Raw genomic sequence first — 15,308 nt, 5'->3', positions numbered from 1 at the left:
TGCCCGGATGCACATCCGGGCAGATGTGGCGCATTCTTGCTGTGAGGCACACGCGGCGGCGCACGGACTAGGTAGGGCCGATGACTGGGAGCGCCGAGGACGAGCGGAAGCCGTCCGGACCGTCGCCCGCGCTGCTGACCGGGGTCGTGGCGGACGCGCTGCGGGCGGCGGGCGGCAACGCCGGCGGCGTCTACCTGTGCTCGGGCACGACCGGGCTGCTGCGCCTCGCGGTCCTGGCGGGGCTGCCCGGGAAGCTGTTCCGCCCCTGGTGGCGGCTGAACGTGGACCGGCCCTTCCCGGTGGCCGACGTGCACCGCACGGGCATCCCGGTGGTACTGGCCAACGCCACGGAGAGCATGCGCCGCTATCCGCAGTTCGCGGCGGGGCTGCCCTTCCAGTTCGGTTCGCTCTATGTGCCCGTCGTGGCCGACGGCCGGTCGTTCGGTGTGATCACCGTCCTGCGCCCGGCGGCGGCCGACGCGGCGGAGATCCTGGCGGAGCGTGAGCGGCTGACGGCCGTCGCGGACGCCATGGGCGCGGCCCTGCTGCGTCTGGAGGAGTACGGGGAGGCCGTCACCTGGGACGACGAGCCGCTGTGCGTCCGGCCGCCGGTCGCGGGACCGGTCCCCGGGCGCGCCGGGCAGTTCTCGTGGGACCCGGCGACCGACGCCGTCACCGTGGACGAGCGGGCCCACTCACTGTTCGGACTGGGCCCGGGCGACGCCCACGGCACGCTGGACGCCCTCACCCGGGCTCTCGAGCCGACGGACGCCCATCGGCTCCCCGGCCTGCTGCGCCGGACGGCCCAGGGGCGGCCCCCGCCGCTGCCGATCCAGGTGCGCACCGCCGAGGGCGCGCTGCGGCTGCTGGAACTGTGGGAGGCGGCCGACGCGGCGACGGGCGCGGGACCCGGGCCGGCCGACGCTCCCGGCCCGCTCCGCGCCCTCGTCGGCGTGGTCCTGGACCCGGGCCCGGGCTCCTTCGCCGACGGAGCCGCCGACCTCCTTCCGGAGGGCGTGTTCTGCCTCGACCGGCTGGGGATCGTCGTCTACGCCAATCCCCGGGCCGGGCACCTCCTGGGCGTGCCCCTGGACCGGCTGGTCGGCCGGCCGCTGTGGGAGGCCGTGCCGTTGCTGAACCAGCGCACCTATGAGGAGCACCTGCGCGCCGCCCTGCTGTCTCCGGAGCCCGCGCACTTCCATGTGCGGCTGCCCGCCGTCACCGACCGGCCCGCCGTCCCTCGAGCGTACGAGGGCGACTGGCTGCGCATGTCCCTGTATCCCGGCGCGGATCTCGTCACCTGGACGGCGGTCCCGGCGAACCGGGTGCCGGACGAAGCGGCCCCCGAGCCGGTGGACACGGACGTCCCGGCGCCGGGCGCCGCCACCGCTCCCCTGTACCGGCCCATCGTGCTGGCCATCGCGCTGACGGAGGCGGTGACCGCCCGGCAGGTGTCGGCGGTGGTCATGCAGGAGCTGCTGCCCGCGTTCGGCGGCCGCATGCTGGCCATCTACCTGCTCCACGAGCGGCATCTGTACCTGGCGTGGGAGTCCGGCTTCCCCGAGGGCTTCCTGGCCCCCTTCGAAGGGGTCGGGCTGGACGCCCGGCTGCCCGGCGTGGAGACGCTCACCACGGGACGGCCGCTCTTCTTCGACTCGATGCAGAAGCTGTCGGCCGCCTATCCGGGCATCGAGCTCGACGCCCCGGTGGGCGCCCGCGCCTTCCTCCCGCTGATCGCCTCGGGCCGCCCGGTCGGCTCGTGCATCCTCGGCTTCGACGGTCCGCGCAGCTTCAGCACCGAGGAACGCACGGTGCTGACCGCGCTCGCCGGGCTGATCGCCCACGCGCTGGAGAAGGCCCAGCGCTACGACACCGAGGCCGCCCTCGCGCGCGGGCTGCAGCAGGCCCTCCTGCCCAGGCGGCTGTCGCAGCACCCGCGCGTGGAGACCGTCGGCCGCTATCTGCCGGGCACCAAGGGCATGGACGTGGGCGGCGACTGGTACGACGTCGTGGAGGCCGGGGACGGGCTGGCCCTGGTCATCGGGGACGTCCAGGGCCACGGGGTGCAGGCGGCGGCCACCATGGGGCAGCTGCGCAGCGCGGTGCGGGCGTTCGCGCTCGGCGACCGGCCGCCCCAGGAGGTCATGGGCGGCACGAACCACCTCCTCATCGACCTGGACCCGGGCCAGTTCGCCAGCTGCTGCTACGTCCGGCTGGATCCGGCCACCGGGGTGGCCCGGGCGGCCCGCGCCGGGCATCTGCCGCCGCTGCTGCGCCATCCCGACGGCCGCACCCAGATCGTGGAGCTGCCCGGCGGGGTGGTCCTCGGGGTGGACCCGCGCGCCCACTACCCGGTGACGGAGCTGCGGCTGGAGCCGGGCGCGATCCTCGCCCTGTACACGGACGGGCTGGTCGAGCGGCCCGGTCACGACATCGACGAGGGCATCACCGCCCTGCGCGGGGCGCTGGCCGCGGCCGACACCTCTCCGGGCCGTTCCCTCGGCGACGTCGCGGACCGGCTCACCGCGATGGCGCGGCAGACCGCGGACCGGCCCGACGACATCGCCCTGCTGCTGGCGACGCGGCGCGACGGCGAGGCAGCTCCCCCGGGGCGAGGGCAGGGCTAGGTCGGCCTAGGTCGACGACGCGGCCGGTGACGCTCTGTGACGCCTCTCGCCTCACGCGGCCGGGCAGTGTAGACATGGCACATGGTCCGACTCCTGGGGCGCTCGGATGCCCGGCCGGCCCGTCGTCCCCGGGGCCAGCGGGGCCGGCGCACGCCCGAGTCCGCGCTGGGCAGGCGCAGTCTCGCCGCGCAGGTGTTCGTCCTGCAGGTCGTCGTCGTGCTGGTGCTGGTGGTGGCCGCCGTGGTGGCGCTGCTGCTCCAGGTGCGGCACGACACGACCCAGGAGGCCCGTAACCGCTCCGTCGCCGTCGCCCAGACGTTCGCCAACTCGCCGGGCATGGTCGCGGCGCTGGCGAGCCCGGATCCGACGGCGATCCTGCAGCCCCGGGCCGAGGCCGCCCGCGAGGCCTCGGACATGGACTTCATCGTCGTCATGAACACCGACGGCATCCGCTACACCCACCCCAAGCCGGACCGCATCGGCAAGAAGTTCGTCGGGAACATCCAGCCCGCGCTGGACGGCGGCGTCGTGGTCGAAGAGGTGAACGGGACCATCGGCAGGCTGGTCCAGGCCGTCGTGCCGGTGAAGGCCTCCGACGGGCGGGTGGTCGGGCTGGTGTCGTCCGGCATCACCACCGAGCACGTCGGCGGCACCGCCGACCGCCAGCTGCCGCTCGTCCTCGGCAGCGCAGCGGTGGCCCTCGCCCTGGCCACCCTGAGCACGGCGCTGGTCAGCCGCCGGCTGCTGCGCCAGACGCACGGTCTCGGACCGCGCGAGATGACCCGTATGTACGAGCACCACGACGCGGTGCTGCACGCCGTGCGGGAAGGCGTGATCATCGTCGGCGACGAGGGCGACCTGCTGCTCGCCAACGACGAGGCGCAGCGGCTGCTCGACCTGCCCCCGGACGCCGAGCGCCGGCAGGTCGTCGACCTGGGCCTCGACCAGGACACCGCCGAGCTGCTGGCCTCGGGACGGATGGTCACGGACGAGGTGCATCTGGTCGGGGACCGGCTGCTCGCGATCAACCAGCGGCCCACCGACCTGGCGGGCGGACCGGCCGGCAGCGTCGCCACCCTGCGCGACTCCACCGAGCTGCGCGCCCTGTCGGGCCGGGCGGAGTCGGCTCGCGAGCGCCTCGACCTGCTGTACGCGGCCGGCGTCGGGATCGGGACGAGCCTGGACGTGGCCCGTACCGCCGAGGAGCTGACCGAGCTGGCGGTGCCGAGGTTCGCGGACTTCGCGACCGTCGACCTGTTCGACGCCGTCCTGGACGGCGAGGAGCCGGAGGCGCGGGGCGCGCTGCGGCGCACGGCGCTGAGCGGGATCCGCAAGGGCGCGCCGCTGTATGTGGTGGGCGAGCGGATCCGGTTCGTGGACTCCGCCCCGCAGGCCCGCAGTCTGCACGGTGAACGGGCCGTCCTGGAGGCCCGCCTCGCCGAGTCGCCGGGGTGGCGCGCGCAGGACCTCGAACGGACCGAGCAGGTCGTGGAGTTCGGCATCCACTCGCTGATCACCGTGCCCGTGCGGGCCGGGTCGCTGATCCTGGGCGTGGTCAGTTTCTGGCGTTCGGAGCGGCCCGACCCCTTCGACCCGGACGAGGTGACGCTCGCGGAGGAGCTGGTGGCGCGGGCCGCGATCTCCATCGACAATGCGCGCCGCTTCACCCGCGAGCACGGCATGGCCGTCACGCTGCAACGGAGTCTGCTGCCCCGCAGCCTGCCCGCGCAGAACGCCCTGGACATCGCCTACCGCTATCTCCCGGCGCAGGCGGGCGTGGGCGGCGACTGGTTCGACGTGCTGCCGCTGTCGGGGGCCCGGGTCGCCCTGGTCGTCGGCGACGTGGTGGGCCACGGGCTGCACGCGGCGGCCACCATGGGGCGGCTGCGCACCGCGGTCCACAACTTCTCCGCACTGGACCTGCCCCCCGAGGAACTCCTGGGGCTGCTGGACGAGTTGGTGGCGCGCATCGACCAGGACGAGGAGGACGACGGCGCGGGCGCGCCCGTCTCCGGGGCGACCTGTCTGTACGCCATCTACGACCCGGTCTCCCGGTGCTGCACGATCGCGCGGGCCGGCCATCCGCCGCCGGCGCTGGTCCACCCCGACGGCCGGGTCGAGTACCCCGACGTGCCCGCCGGGCTGCCGCTCGGGCTGGGCGGGCTGCCGTTCGAGACGGTGGAGCTGGAGCTGGCCGAGGGCAGCTCGCTGGTGCTGTACACCGACGGGCTGGTGGAGGACCGGGAGCGGGACATCGACACCGGCCTGGAGCTGCTGCGCACCGCCCTGGAGCGGGGCTCCGACGGCACGCCCGCACAGACCTGCCAGGCCGTCCTGGACGCCCTGCTGCCGCCCCGCCCGAACGACGACATCGCGCTGATCGTGGCGCGGACCCGGGCGCTGGACGCCGACCGGGTCGCCGAGTGGGAGGTGCCGGTGGATCCGGCCGCGGTCGGTGAGGTGCGGGCGGCGGTGGCCCGGCAGCTGGCGCGCTGGGACCTGGAGGAGCTGTCCTTCACGACGGAGCTGATCCTGAGCGAGCTGGTCACCAACGCGATCCGCTACGGCAGCGCGCCGGTGCGCGTCCGGCTGCTGCGCGACCGCACCCTGATCTGCGAGGTCTGCGACGGCAGCAGCACCTCGCCGCATCTGCGGTACGCGGCCATGACCGACGAAGGCGGGCGCGGCCTGTTCCTCGTGGCGCAGCTCACAGACCGCTGGGGCACCCGCTACACCCCGACGGGCAAGGTCATCTGGGCCGAACAGCCGCTGCCGTGAGGCGCGTTGGGCCGGCCTTCGCAGGGCCGTCGGACCGACCGCCCACCCCCGAATGACTCATAAATGATGTTTATGAGCTCATAGACCGGACCCGCGTACCGGGTAAGGCTTGCCTTAGCTTAGGCTTCCCCCGAGTCGATCTGTCGTCACTCGAAGGGAACCTGATCATGCCCCGCCCCCTGCGGGTAGCCATTGTCGGAGCCGGCCCCGCCGGGATCTACGCCGCCGACGCGCTGCTCAAGTCCGATGTGGCCGCCGAGCCCGGTGTCTCCATCGACCTCTTCGAGCGCATGCCGGCCCCGTTCGGCCTGATCCGCTACGGCGTCGCCCCGGACCACCCGCGCATCAAGGGCATCATCACGGCCCTGCACCAGGTCCTCGACAAGCCGCAGATCCGTCTCTTCGGCAACGTCGACTACCCGACCGACATCAGCCTGGACGATCTGCGCGCCTTCTACGACGCCGTGATCTTCTCGACCGGCGCGACGGCCGACCGCGAGATGACGATCCCGGGCATCGACCTCGACGGCTCCTACGGCGCCGCGGACTTCGTCTCCTGGTACGACGGCCACCCGGACGTGCCGCGCACCTGGCCGCTGCACGCCGAGAAGGTCGCGGTCCTGGGCGTCGGCAACGTCGCGCTCGACGTGGCCCGCGTCCTGGCCAAGACGGCGGACGAACTGCTGCCGACGGAGATACCGGCCAACGTCCACGAGGGCCTGAAGGCCAACAAGGCGCTGGAGGTCCACGTCTTCGGCCGCCGTGGCCCGGCGCAGGCGAAGTTCTCGCCGATGGAGCTGCGGGAGCTGGACCACTCCCCCAACATCGAGGTCATCGTGGACCCCGAGGACATCGACTACGACGACGGCTCCATCGCGACGCGGCGCGGCAACAAGCAGGCCGACATGGTCGCCAAGACGCTGGAGAACTGGGCGATCCGCGATGTCGGCGACCGCCCGCACAAATTGTTCCTGCACTTCTTCGAGTCGCCCACCGAGATCCTCGGCGAGGACGGCAAGGTCGTGGGCCTGCGCACCGAGCGCACCGCGCTGGACGGCACCGGCAACGTCAAGGGCACCGGCGAGTTCAAGGACTGGGACGTCACGGCGATCTACCGCGCCGTCGGCTACCTCTCCGACAAGCTGCCCAAGCTGCCCTGGGACCTCGACTCGGGCACCGTCCCGGACAAGGGCGGCCGGGTCATCCAGGAGAGCGGCGAGCACCTCCAGTCCACGTACGTCACGGGCTGGATCCGGCGCGGCCCGGTCGGTCTGATCGGCCACACCAAGGGCGACGCCAACGAGACGGTGTCGAACCTGCTGGACGACCACGCGAACGGCCGTCTGCAGACGCCGGCTTCGCCCGAGCCGCAGGCCGTGGACGCGTTCCTCGCCGAGCGCGAGGTCCGCTTCACCACCTGGGAGGGCTGGTACAAGCTGGACGCCGCCGAGAAGGCGCTGGGCGAGCCGCAGGGCCGCGAGCGCGTGAAGATCGTCGAGCGCGAGGACATGCTGCGGGAGAGCGGCGCGTAACCGCCGCACCGGGGGGCTCGGAAAGGCCTCGGCCGACCGGGCCCCCGCCTGTTAGCTTCCCGGGGTGTTCTCTCTCCACGAGCCTCCCCTCTTCACCCGGCTGCGCGACGCGCGCCGGGTGCTCGTCGCGGGCGCGGGCGGCGGTTTCGACGTGTACGCCGGCCTTCCGCTGGCGCTCGCCCTGCGGTCGGCGGGCAAGGAAGTCCATCTGGCCAACCTCTCCTTCGCCGACCTGTACGGCCTGCCCACCGAGTTCTGGCTGCAGCCGGACGTCGCGGCCGTCGAACCCCAAGTCCCCGCCCACGGCGACTACTTCCCCGAGCGCACCCTGGCCCGCTGGCTCGACCGGCACGACCTCCCCGCCACGGTGTACGCCTTCCCGCGCACCGGCGTGGCGCCGCTGCGGGACGCCTACCGGGCGCTCGTCGACCATCTCGGCGGGGTGGACGCCGTCGTCCTGGTGGACGGCGGCACGGACATCCTGATGCGGGGCGACGAGCACGGTCTGGGGACGCCCGAGGAGGACATGGCCAGCCTGGCGGCCGTGCAGGGGCTCGACGACGTCCCGCAACGGCTGGTGGCCTGCCTCGGCTTCGGCGTGGACACCTACCACGGGGTGAACCACTCCCTCGCCCTGGAGAACCTGGCCGCACTGGACCGCGAGGGCGCCTACCTCGGCGCGTTCTCCCTCCCCCGCGACAGCACGGAGGGCGCCCTCTACCTCGACGCGGTCGCCGACGCCCAGGCCTCCACGCCGGGCCGCCCGAGCATCGTCAACGGCTCGGTCGCGGCCGCCGTGCGCGGTGACTTCGGCGATGTGCGCTTCACCGAGCGGACCCGGAACAGCGAGCTCTTCGTGAACCCGCTGATGGCGGTGTACTTCTGCGTCGACGCCGTGGGACTGGCCCGCCGCAACCTCTACCTGGACCGCCTGGCGGACACCGTCCTCATGCGTCAGATCAGCACCCGCATCGAGGAGTTCCGGGACGGGCTGCCCGTGCTGCGGCAGCCTCGGGCCTTCCCCCACTGAAGGGCGGCCGAAGGCTGCCGTGGCCGTGCCAGGGCCGGCCGGCACGGACTGTCAGCACGACCACACACCGCGTGGCCGCCGCTCAGCAGGACACCCTTCGCGGTGAGGCGTTCAATGGTCGGTATGAGTGTTCGACGCGGGACGCCGTACCGCCGAGGGAAGCTCCGGACGGCGGCCCTGGCCCTGGCGCCGCTCCTCGTCGTACCGGGCGCACTCGCCGCCGCTCCCCCGCCCCAGCCGCCCCCGCAGCTGACTCGGTCGGACGTGGACGCGGCCGTCGGCAAGCTCGACTCCATCGTGCGGGCCGGGATGGACCGCACGGGCGTGCCCGGGGTCGCGGTCGGCGTCGTGTACAAGGACAAGGTCGTCCATCTGAAGGGCTTCGGCGTCCGGCACGCGGGGCGGTCCGCGCAGATCGACCCGGACACGGTGTTCGAGCTCGCGTCGCTGTCCAAGCCGTTGACGTCGACCGTCATCGCCGGATCGGTGGGCGACAAGACCATCGACTGGGACGACCCCGTGGCCGGCCGGCTGCCCGGCTTCGCCCTCAAGGACCCCTGGGTCACCCGGCAGGTGACGGTGGCCGACCTGCTCTCCCACCGCAGCGGCCTGCCCGACCACGCGGGCGACCTGCTGGAGGACCTCGGCTACGACCGCACCTACATCCTGAACCACCTGCGGTACGAGCCGCTGACCCCGTTCCGCGCCTCGTACGCCTACACCAACTACGGGCCGACGGCGGCCGGGCAGGCGGTCGCCGACGCCGCGGGCACCACCTGGGAGAAGCTCGCCGAGGACACCCTCTACAAGCCCGCCGCAATGGACTCCACCAGCTACCTCTTCGCCGACTACCAGGCCGCGAAGAACCGCGCCGACGTGCACGTCCAGGCCCCCGACGGCACCTGGAAGGCCCAGTACGTGCGCGACGCCGACGCCCAGGCCCCGGCGGGCGGCGCCAGCTCCACCGCCCGTGACATGTCCCGCTGGCTGCGCCTGCAACTGGCGAACGGCAAGCTCGACGGCGAGCAGATCATCCCGGCCGAGCAGCTCGAACACACCCACGTCCCCGCGATCGTCTCCCAGCCCCCGCCGGCGCCCGCGGGCCGCACCGGCTTCTACGGCCTCGGCTGGAACGTGAGCTACGACGACCTCGGCCGGCTGCGCCTGAGCCACTCGGGCGCCTTCGCGCTCGGCGCGAACACCAACGTCACGATGCTCCCCGGCGAGGAACTGGGCATCGTGGTCCTCACCAACGGCAAGCCCGTCGGTCTCGCCGACTCCATCGCGCAGAACTTCTTCGACACCGCCGAGCACGGGAAGCCCACGACCGACTGGCTCGACCTGATCGGGAAGATCTACGCGCAGCAGGAGGAGGCGGAGCGCTCGCCCACCGACTACTCCGAGCCGCCCGCCGACGCGGCCGCGGCCCGCCCCGACGCCGCCTACACCGGGAGGTACGCCAACGGCTACTACGGTCCGCTGACGGTCTCCGTGTCGGGCGGCGAACTGACCATGCGGCTGGGCCCGAAGCCGACGACGTTCCGGCTGACCCACTACGACGGGGACATCTTCAGCTTCGCGACCGTCGGCGAGAACGCCGTCGGGCTGTCCGGCGTCACCTTCCGGGGCGACCGGGACGGCAAGGCGACACGGGTGACAGTGGAGGCCTTCGACGAGAACGGACTCGGCACCTTCACCCGTGGCTGACCGGGCCGCCGGTCGCGCTCAGCCGTCGTCGCGGGGGTGGGTCTCTATCACCCGACCGTGCACATCGGCCTCGATCCAGGCGCTGCCGTAGTCGTCGGACAGGTAGACGCTCATCGACGGATCGCTGTCGAAGACAGTGGAGGCGGGGCTGATCGACAGATAGCGGGTCGTGGGCTCCGCGATGTTGAGGCTGCTGTCGGCCTTGGCCAGCAGCGCGGGCACGGCGTCCCAGTCGTAGACGCCGAGGTCGACGGGGACCGCTCCCCGCATGATCGTGCCGCCCGCTCCGTCCTTCACCGCGACGTCCCCGCCCCGGTAGGTGTACCGGTCGTAGAGCTTCGGGTGGCCGGGGACCGGGGCGTTGGCCATGGCGTACTCCCCGTACACGGTGAAGCTGGTGACCTTCGTACTTCCCATGGCGGCGGTCAGCTTCGCGACGGCCGTCTTGACGCCGTCCGCGTTGAGCAGGTCGACCTTCTCCGCGGAGACGCCGTCGGAGGAGGCCCCGGACGAGCCGGACGAGCCGGACGAGCCGGCGGTCTGCTTCACGCTCGGCGAGACCGAGGCGCTCGCCGTCGCCGCGCCACCGCTGCCGCTGCTCTTGTCGTCGGTCTTCGTCTGCGAGAGCAGCGACCAGGCCAGGGTGCCCGTCAGGGCGGTGGCGACGACGGCTCCGGTGACGGCCAGGACCCGGGCCCGGCGCGCTCGTGCCGGGGCGCCGGCGTTCGGGGCGGTGGTGAGGTAGGGGTGCGGGGCGGGCGTCACATCGGCGACAGCCGCCGCCGCGGGCGGGGAGAGCGGGTAGGAGGTCGGCGTCGAGGCGGGTCCGGCGGTCGCAGGCGTCGACGACTGCGGCTGCGGCTGCGGCTGCGGTGCGCCGTCGATCACGGCCGTGAGCATCCGGTCGACCTCCGCCGCGTCGGGGCGGGCCTGCGGGTCCCGGACGAGCAGTGCCGTCAGGACGCCGGTCAGCGGCCCCGCGCGGCGCGGCGCGGGAACGTCCTCGCCGAGCACGGCGGCCAGCGTGGCGAGCGTGCTCTCCCGGCGCAGCGGATGGTGGCCCTCCACGGCGACGTACAGCAGCATCGCCAGCGACCAGAGGTCGGCGGCGGGACCGCCCTCCTTGCCCCTGACCCGTTCCGGGGCCATGAAGTCGGGCGAGCCGATGACGGCGCCGGTGGCGGTGAGACTGGCGGACTCCCGGATCGCGGCGATGCCGAAGTCGGTGAGCACGGGCCGCCCGTCGGGGCGCAGCAGGACGTTGGCGGGTTTCACATCGCGGTGTTCGATGCCGACGGCGTGCGCGGCGCGCAGCGCGGACAGCACCTCGCGCCCCAGCCGTGCGGCCTCGAGCGGAGTCATCGGGCCCTGCTGGAGCCGGTCCTGGAGCGAGCCGCCCTCGACCAGCTCCATCACGATCCACGGATACGTGTGCTCGCCGCCGTCGACGATGTGATGGATGGTGACGACGTTGGGGTGGTGGACGCGGGCCAGCGCGCGGGCCTCCCGCAGGACGCGCTCGCGCAGTGTGCGGGCGCCCTCGGGGTCGTATTCGGCCAGGTCCGGATCCGGGGGCCGCACCTCCTTCACGGCCACGTCCCGGTGCAGGGCCAGATCGCGGGCCCGCCACACCAGGCCCATGCCTCCGCCGCCGAGTCGCTTCACCAGTTCGAAGCGGCCGTCGACGACGCGTCTGTGGGGTCCCCCTGTGCTCATGGGAGGGAGCTTAGGGGTACCGACCGACAGTCGGTGTGTCGGCCAGAGGGGGCACACCGCGAATGGTCCGCGGGGCCACGGGCATGCTGTGAACGAGGTCACATCCGGTGGGCCGTACCGGGCCGTGCCGGAACCCGGACCGCTCCCCACTCGCACCCCCGCTCGCTCACCGCCCTCCCCTCTGCCCACGAAGGACAAGTGCTTTGGCTCTTATGCACCCTGACGCCCCCTCGCCCTCGGCCCGCCGCCCGGGCCGCTGCTGGACGATCCGTGTGGTCGGGCACCGGGACCGCACCGCCTCGGTCACCTGCTCCTCGGCGTGCGCGATGCCGCCGCGCTCGCGGGACCTGCCGGCCCTGCGCCGCTTCGCGGTGGCCCATGCGGCCGCGCACGCCAAGGCGGCTGCGGTGCATCACGACGCCGCCTGCTGGTGCCGCCGCCAGCGGTGCGCGCTGCACGAGGGCGCCCGCGTGGCCTGTGCGGGCGCGGTCGTCCTCGTCCTGCGGCACGACCCGGCGGTCGGCCAGGTGTGGACGCTCAGCGAAGTCTGCTCGGCGTGCGCCGCGTCGCTGCCTCACGCGCGCGTGCTGAGCCGGCCTGCTCCGCCGCGACCCCGGATCGCGCAGGCGGCTCGGGACGCGGAGGCGAGGCCCCCGGCCGTGGGACCGCCGCGCCTCGTCCCCGGCGGCTTCAGCGCGCCCTCGGCGAAAGCGGAGGACGGCGCGGCGTGACGGGCGCCGGACGACTGAGGTCGCTGGTTCAGCGCTCGCGCCGGGACTGCGGCGGGATCCGGATGGGCAGGGCGCCGAGCAGTCGTTCGCGGGCCGGCGGCGGGGTGGGCTCGCCGTCTGCGATGACGGGCCGGTCGTCCGTGAACCGGGCGGCCGCCACCAGTTCGGCGATGCGCGCGCCGCTGCGCCGCCCCTCCAGGTGCAGCCGTCCGACGTTGGCCCGGTCGTCGGCGAGCAGCGTCAGAACGGCGCTCGGTCCGGCCGCGTACGTCGCCAGGTAGCCGTCGGCTCCGCGCACCAGCAGTTCGCGGAACTCGCCGCGGGCCGCGAGGTCGACCATGCGGCTGCCGACGCCGAGCGCCGCCGCGGTGAGCGCGGCCAGCCCCTCCGGCTGTACGTCCGGCATGTCCTGGGCGAGGACGAGACCGTCCACGCTGGCCGCCAACGCCCCCGTCAGCTGCGGCATACGGGCGCGCAGCCGGTGCAGTTCGTGCAGAACCTCGGCCTCGACGGCCATGACCGGTGTCCCTTCGGCGCGTTGTCGTGCCTCCGACGCTGAGGCTACGGAAAACAGCGGCCGGAATCCATGACTTTGGCATTTTCCAAAGGAACATGCTGCACAGCGCATCGCGATCTCAACACACCTGCCGCACAAGGCGAGTTGAGGGTTGCGTGACCGCTGCGGACGTCTCATGCTGGCCGCATCACCGAGGCCGGGGGGCCACGAGATGCGATACGGGCGCGGTATACGGGTCGCCGTCCTGCTGGGTGTGCTGACGCTGACGGCCGCCTGCTCGAACGGCGACGACGGCGATGGCGAGGACGCGGCAGGCGTCACATCGACGCAGTCGGCGCCCGATGCCTCGAGCAGCCCGAGCCCGTCCGAGTCCCCGTACTACGACGGCGACGACAACGTGCTGATGGCCAAGGACGACTGCTACGGGCCCCCGACGGGTGACCAGCAAGGGCAGGTCGTGGAGATGCCCTGCGAAGACCCGGACGCCATCGGCAAGGTCCTCAAGCGCGTCGAGGAGGAAATAGGGATGGGCTCCTACGCCGACTGCCCCGACGCCACGGACGACGTGCTGGGCATCACCGGCGAACCCGGATGGGAGATCGCCGGCTCGCGCGACTACGTCAAGTACGCGAGCGGTGTGGGCTACGCCTGTGTGCGCAACCTCAGGGCCCCGCACCCAGGCGAACCGGGCGGCGGCGGCATGGACATCGACATCGGCGACTGCGTGGAGGCCTCGGACACGGGAGAGAAGTACGAGGAGGTCCCCTGCGAAGGGGAGGTCGTCCCCGACGGCAAGGTCGTCGACATGACGGATGCGGACGGCAGGTGTCCGCGTACGGACGACACCGTGGTGAGGGAGAACTCGCTCGGCAGCACCATCCTCGGCGCTCTGGAGTACTGCGTGCGGGCCTACACGCAACCGTGAGGACAGAGCCCCCGGAGAGTCGCACATGCCCCGAGAGGCGCCGTACCTCGCCGTAGCCGACTCGCTGCGCGCACGGATCCTCCCGGGAGAGTGGGCGATCGGCGAGCGACTGCCGTCCCGGGCGCGGTCCTGGAGCAGGTCGGCGCCTGCGTCGGTCGTGACCGAGGGGTACGGGCCGTTGCCGACTGCCTCCGCACGCGGACAGGGCCCGCCCCGACGCGGATGGTGGGCGAGCCCTGTCCGCCGGGTCCGATTCTCGGATCCCGGAGCCCGGCGGGCCCATGGGTGCGGGACCGCCGACCGTGGTGAACGGCGCGCACCCCGTACGGGCGACGCACACCCGTACGCGATCCCGGGGATCCGGACGCGTGGCGGGCCTCACATCGGGGAAGGCGCACCTCGACGGGCTCCTTCGGCGCCCGCGCCGCCGACCCGCTTGATCGCCCACGCCTCGCGGCGCGCGATACTGGCATGCGTACCTCGCCGCCATGTCGTCGCCGCCCTCACGAATGGACTCATGCACATCTCCGCGACCGTTCCGTCCACGGCTCCCGCCACGGTGTGGCAGTCCCGTGGCCGCCACACCGGCCCCACCGCGCCGGACGTCCTGCGCAAGAACCTCCAGGCCCTCAAGGTCGCCGAGACCGTCCAGGACTTCATGGAGCTGCCCGACGCCGACACCCCCGAGGGGGCGACGGCCTTCGAAGCCCGGTGGCTGGTGGCGGACGACGTGACCGTCCGCGCCCGGCTCACCCTCGCCGAGTGGTCGGGCCAGGGCCAGGAATGGACGCTGACGGCGGAGGCGGAGCAGCCGTGGGATCTGCGCTGGCCGTCGCCCGCCGGCATGTTCTGGCCCTGGGAGGCGGACGCCGCGTGGGGGCACGAGACCGTCACCGGTGAGCGCTATCTGCGCACCAACCCGCTCCCCGCGGACGAGAAGGAGCTGCGGCGCACGCTCCGCAACGCCCTGCGCGACGCCTGGACCGTCCATGTCGTCGTCCACGAGGCCATGACGCCGGACGAGCGGGGCCGGCGGTCGCTGGTCCCGCTGCTGCCGCCCGGCCTGCAGCACCGGGTCGTCGAGCACCGGGCGGCCCCGCACCAGCTGCGCACCGTGAACTGGGCTCTCAAGGAGTCCGGGGTGGAGGTGCCGCGCGGCGGTGCGCTGGTGCTGCCCGGCGCTCCGGCTCCGGCCGACTACGACGTCGCCGACTTCTCGGTGCGCAGTGTGTTCCTGGACGGCACGCATCCCACCGAACTGCTGGACGCGGTGCGGCGCTTCGCCGCCCTGCCCAGGCCGCTGCCGGAGGGCGCCGAGGCCGCGCTCACCGAACTGCGCGAGCAGTGGCAGCTGCTGACCCTGGAGGAGGAGCTGGCGCGCGAGCGCAGGCTGGTGGTGATGTACAAGGAGGCGCTGGAGGCGATGACGGAGTCCCGGGACCTGTACCGGGAGGCCGCCGAGCACGCCCACGAGGCGCTGGCCGCTTACCGGGAGGCGGCCGCCGAGGCGGGTGAGTTCCGGCAGGCGCCGGCCAGGAAGAGCGGTTCGCCCTTCCAGCAGTTGGGCCGGACCCTGGAGCGGCTCAAGGAGACGACCATGGGCCTGCGCCCGGCGTCGACGGCGTCCTCCGCCGCCCCGCCGGCCGACCCACCGGAGCCCGCGGGCTCCGCCTCGGACGCCGTCTCGGACGCCGGAACCGGCGCCGACGAGCCGAGGGCGACCGAACGGTAGAACCCCCGGCGGG

General features: G+C 73.3%; 10 protein-coding genes and 1 pseudogene. 9 read left to right on the top strand and 2 right to left on the bottom strand.

Features of this window, described 5'->3' with window-relative positions; all coding sequences use genetic code 11:
• Positions 1 to 80: 80 nt before the first annotated feature.
• The 5 genes from ABZ725_RS06630 to ABZ725_RS06610 all read left to right on the top strand — a co-directional run bounded on the left by ABZ725_RS06630 (position 81) and on the right by ABZ725_RS06610 (position 9,674).
• Positions 81 to 2,627: a SpoIIE family protein phosphatase gene (locus ABZ725_RS06630; RefSeq protein WP_358801642.1), complete on the top strand. Its 2,547-nt coding sequence runs from the start codon at positions 81 to 83 to the stop codon at positions 2,625 to 2,627.
• Between the two features lie 81 nt (positions 2,628 to 2,708).
• Entirely contained in the window at positions 2,709 to 5,405 is a 2,697-nt protein-coding gene (locus ABZ725_RS06625; RefSeq protein WP_358801641.1) for a SpoIIE family protein phosphatase, read from the top strand.
• Between the two features lie 167 nt (positions 5,406 to 5,572).
• Complete coding sequence (locus ABZ725_RS06620) at positions 5,573 to 6,937, top strand: FAD-dependent oxidoreductase (protein ID WP_358801640.1); 1,365 nt, start codon at positions 5,573 to 5,575, stop codon at positions 6,935 to 6,937.
• Between the two features lie 64 nt (positions 6,938 to 7,001).
• On the top strand, positions 7,002 to 7,967 hold the full coding sequence (locus ABZ725_RS06615) for a DUF1152 domain-containing protein (protein WP_358801639.1): 966 nt from the start codon (positions 7,002 to 7,004) through the stop codon (positions 7,965 to 7,967).
• Positions 7,968 to 8,081: 114 nt separating this feature from the next.
• Complete coding sequence (locus ABZ725_RS06610; RefSeq protein ID WP_358801638.1) at positions 8,082 to 9,674, top strand: serine hydrolase; 1,593 nt, start codon at positions 8,082 to 8,084, stop codon at positions 9,672 to 9,674.
• A gap of 18 nt (positions 9,675 to 9,692) precedes the next feature.
• Here ABZ725_RS06610 and ABZ725_RS06605 read toward each other — a convergent pair whose 3' ends face one another.
• The gene (locus ABZ725_RS06605) at positions 9,693 to 11,390 is read right to left on the bottom strand and encodes a serine/threonine-protein kinase (RefSeq protein WP_358801637.1); all 1,698 of its coding nucleotides are present in this window, start codon (positions 11,388 to 11,390) and stop codon (positions 9,693 to 9,695) included.
• A gap of 212 nt (positions 11,391 to 11,602) precedes the next feature.
• On the opposite strand from ABZ725_RS06605, the gene ABZ725_RS06600 reads away from it, so the two are divergent.
• The gene (locus tag ABZ725_RS06600; protein WP_358802058.1) at positions 11,603 to 12,121 is read left to right on the top strand and encodes a hypothetical protein; all 519 of its coding nucleotides are present in this window, start codon (positions 11,603 to 11,605) and stop codon (positions 12,119 to 12,121) included.
• Between the two features lie 28 nt (positions 12,122 to 12,149).
• On the opposite strand, the gene ABZ725_RS06595 is transcribed toward ABZ725_RS06600, so the two are convergent.
• Positions 12,150 to 12,638, bottom strand: a complete 489-nt coding sequence (locus tag ABZ725_RS06595) for a roadblock/LC7 domain-containing protein (protein WP_351911569.1) — start codon at positions 12,636 to 12,638, stop codon at positions 12,150 to 12,152.
• Positions 12,639 to 12,849: 211 nt separating this feature from the next.
• Between ABZ725_RS06595 and ABZ725_RS06590 the strand changes: the two genes are divergently transcribed.
• The 3 genes and pseudogenes from ABZ725_RS06590 to ABZ725_RS06580 all read left to right on the top strand — a co-directional run bounded on the left by ABZ725_RS06590 (position 12,850) and on the right by ABZ725_RS06580 (position 15,295).
• A complete protein-coding gene (locus ABZ725_RS06590) occupies positions 12,850 to 13,563 on the top strand; it encodes a hypothetical protein (RefSeq protein WP_358801636.1) in 714 nt (237 codons plus the stop codon).
• A 25-nt stretch (positions 13,564 to 13,588) separates the two neighbouring features.
• A pseudogene (locus tag ABZ725_RS06585) lies at positions 13,589 to 13,690 on the top strand (GntR family transcriptional regulator); the annotation flags it as partial.
• A gap of 390 nt (positions 13,691 to 14,080) precedes the next feature.
• Positions 14,081 to 15,295, top strand: a complete 1,215-nt coding sequence (locus tag ABZ725_RS06580; protein ID WP_358802057.1) for a hypothetical protein — start codon at positions 14,081 to 14,083, stop codon at positions 15,293 to 15,295.
• Positions 15,296 to 15,308 lie beyond the last annotated feature (13 nt).

Source organism: Streptomyces sp. NPDC006872, assembly GCF_040635845.1.
In the GTDB taxonomy this organism is placed as follows: domain Bacteria; phylum Actinomycetota; class Actinomycetes; order Streptomycetales; family Streptomycetaceae; genus Streptomyces.
This window is presented reverse-complemented; position numbering and strand designations above follow the sequence as displayed.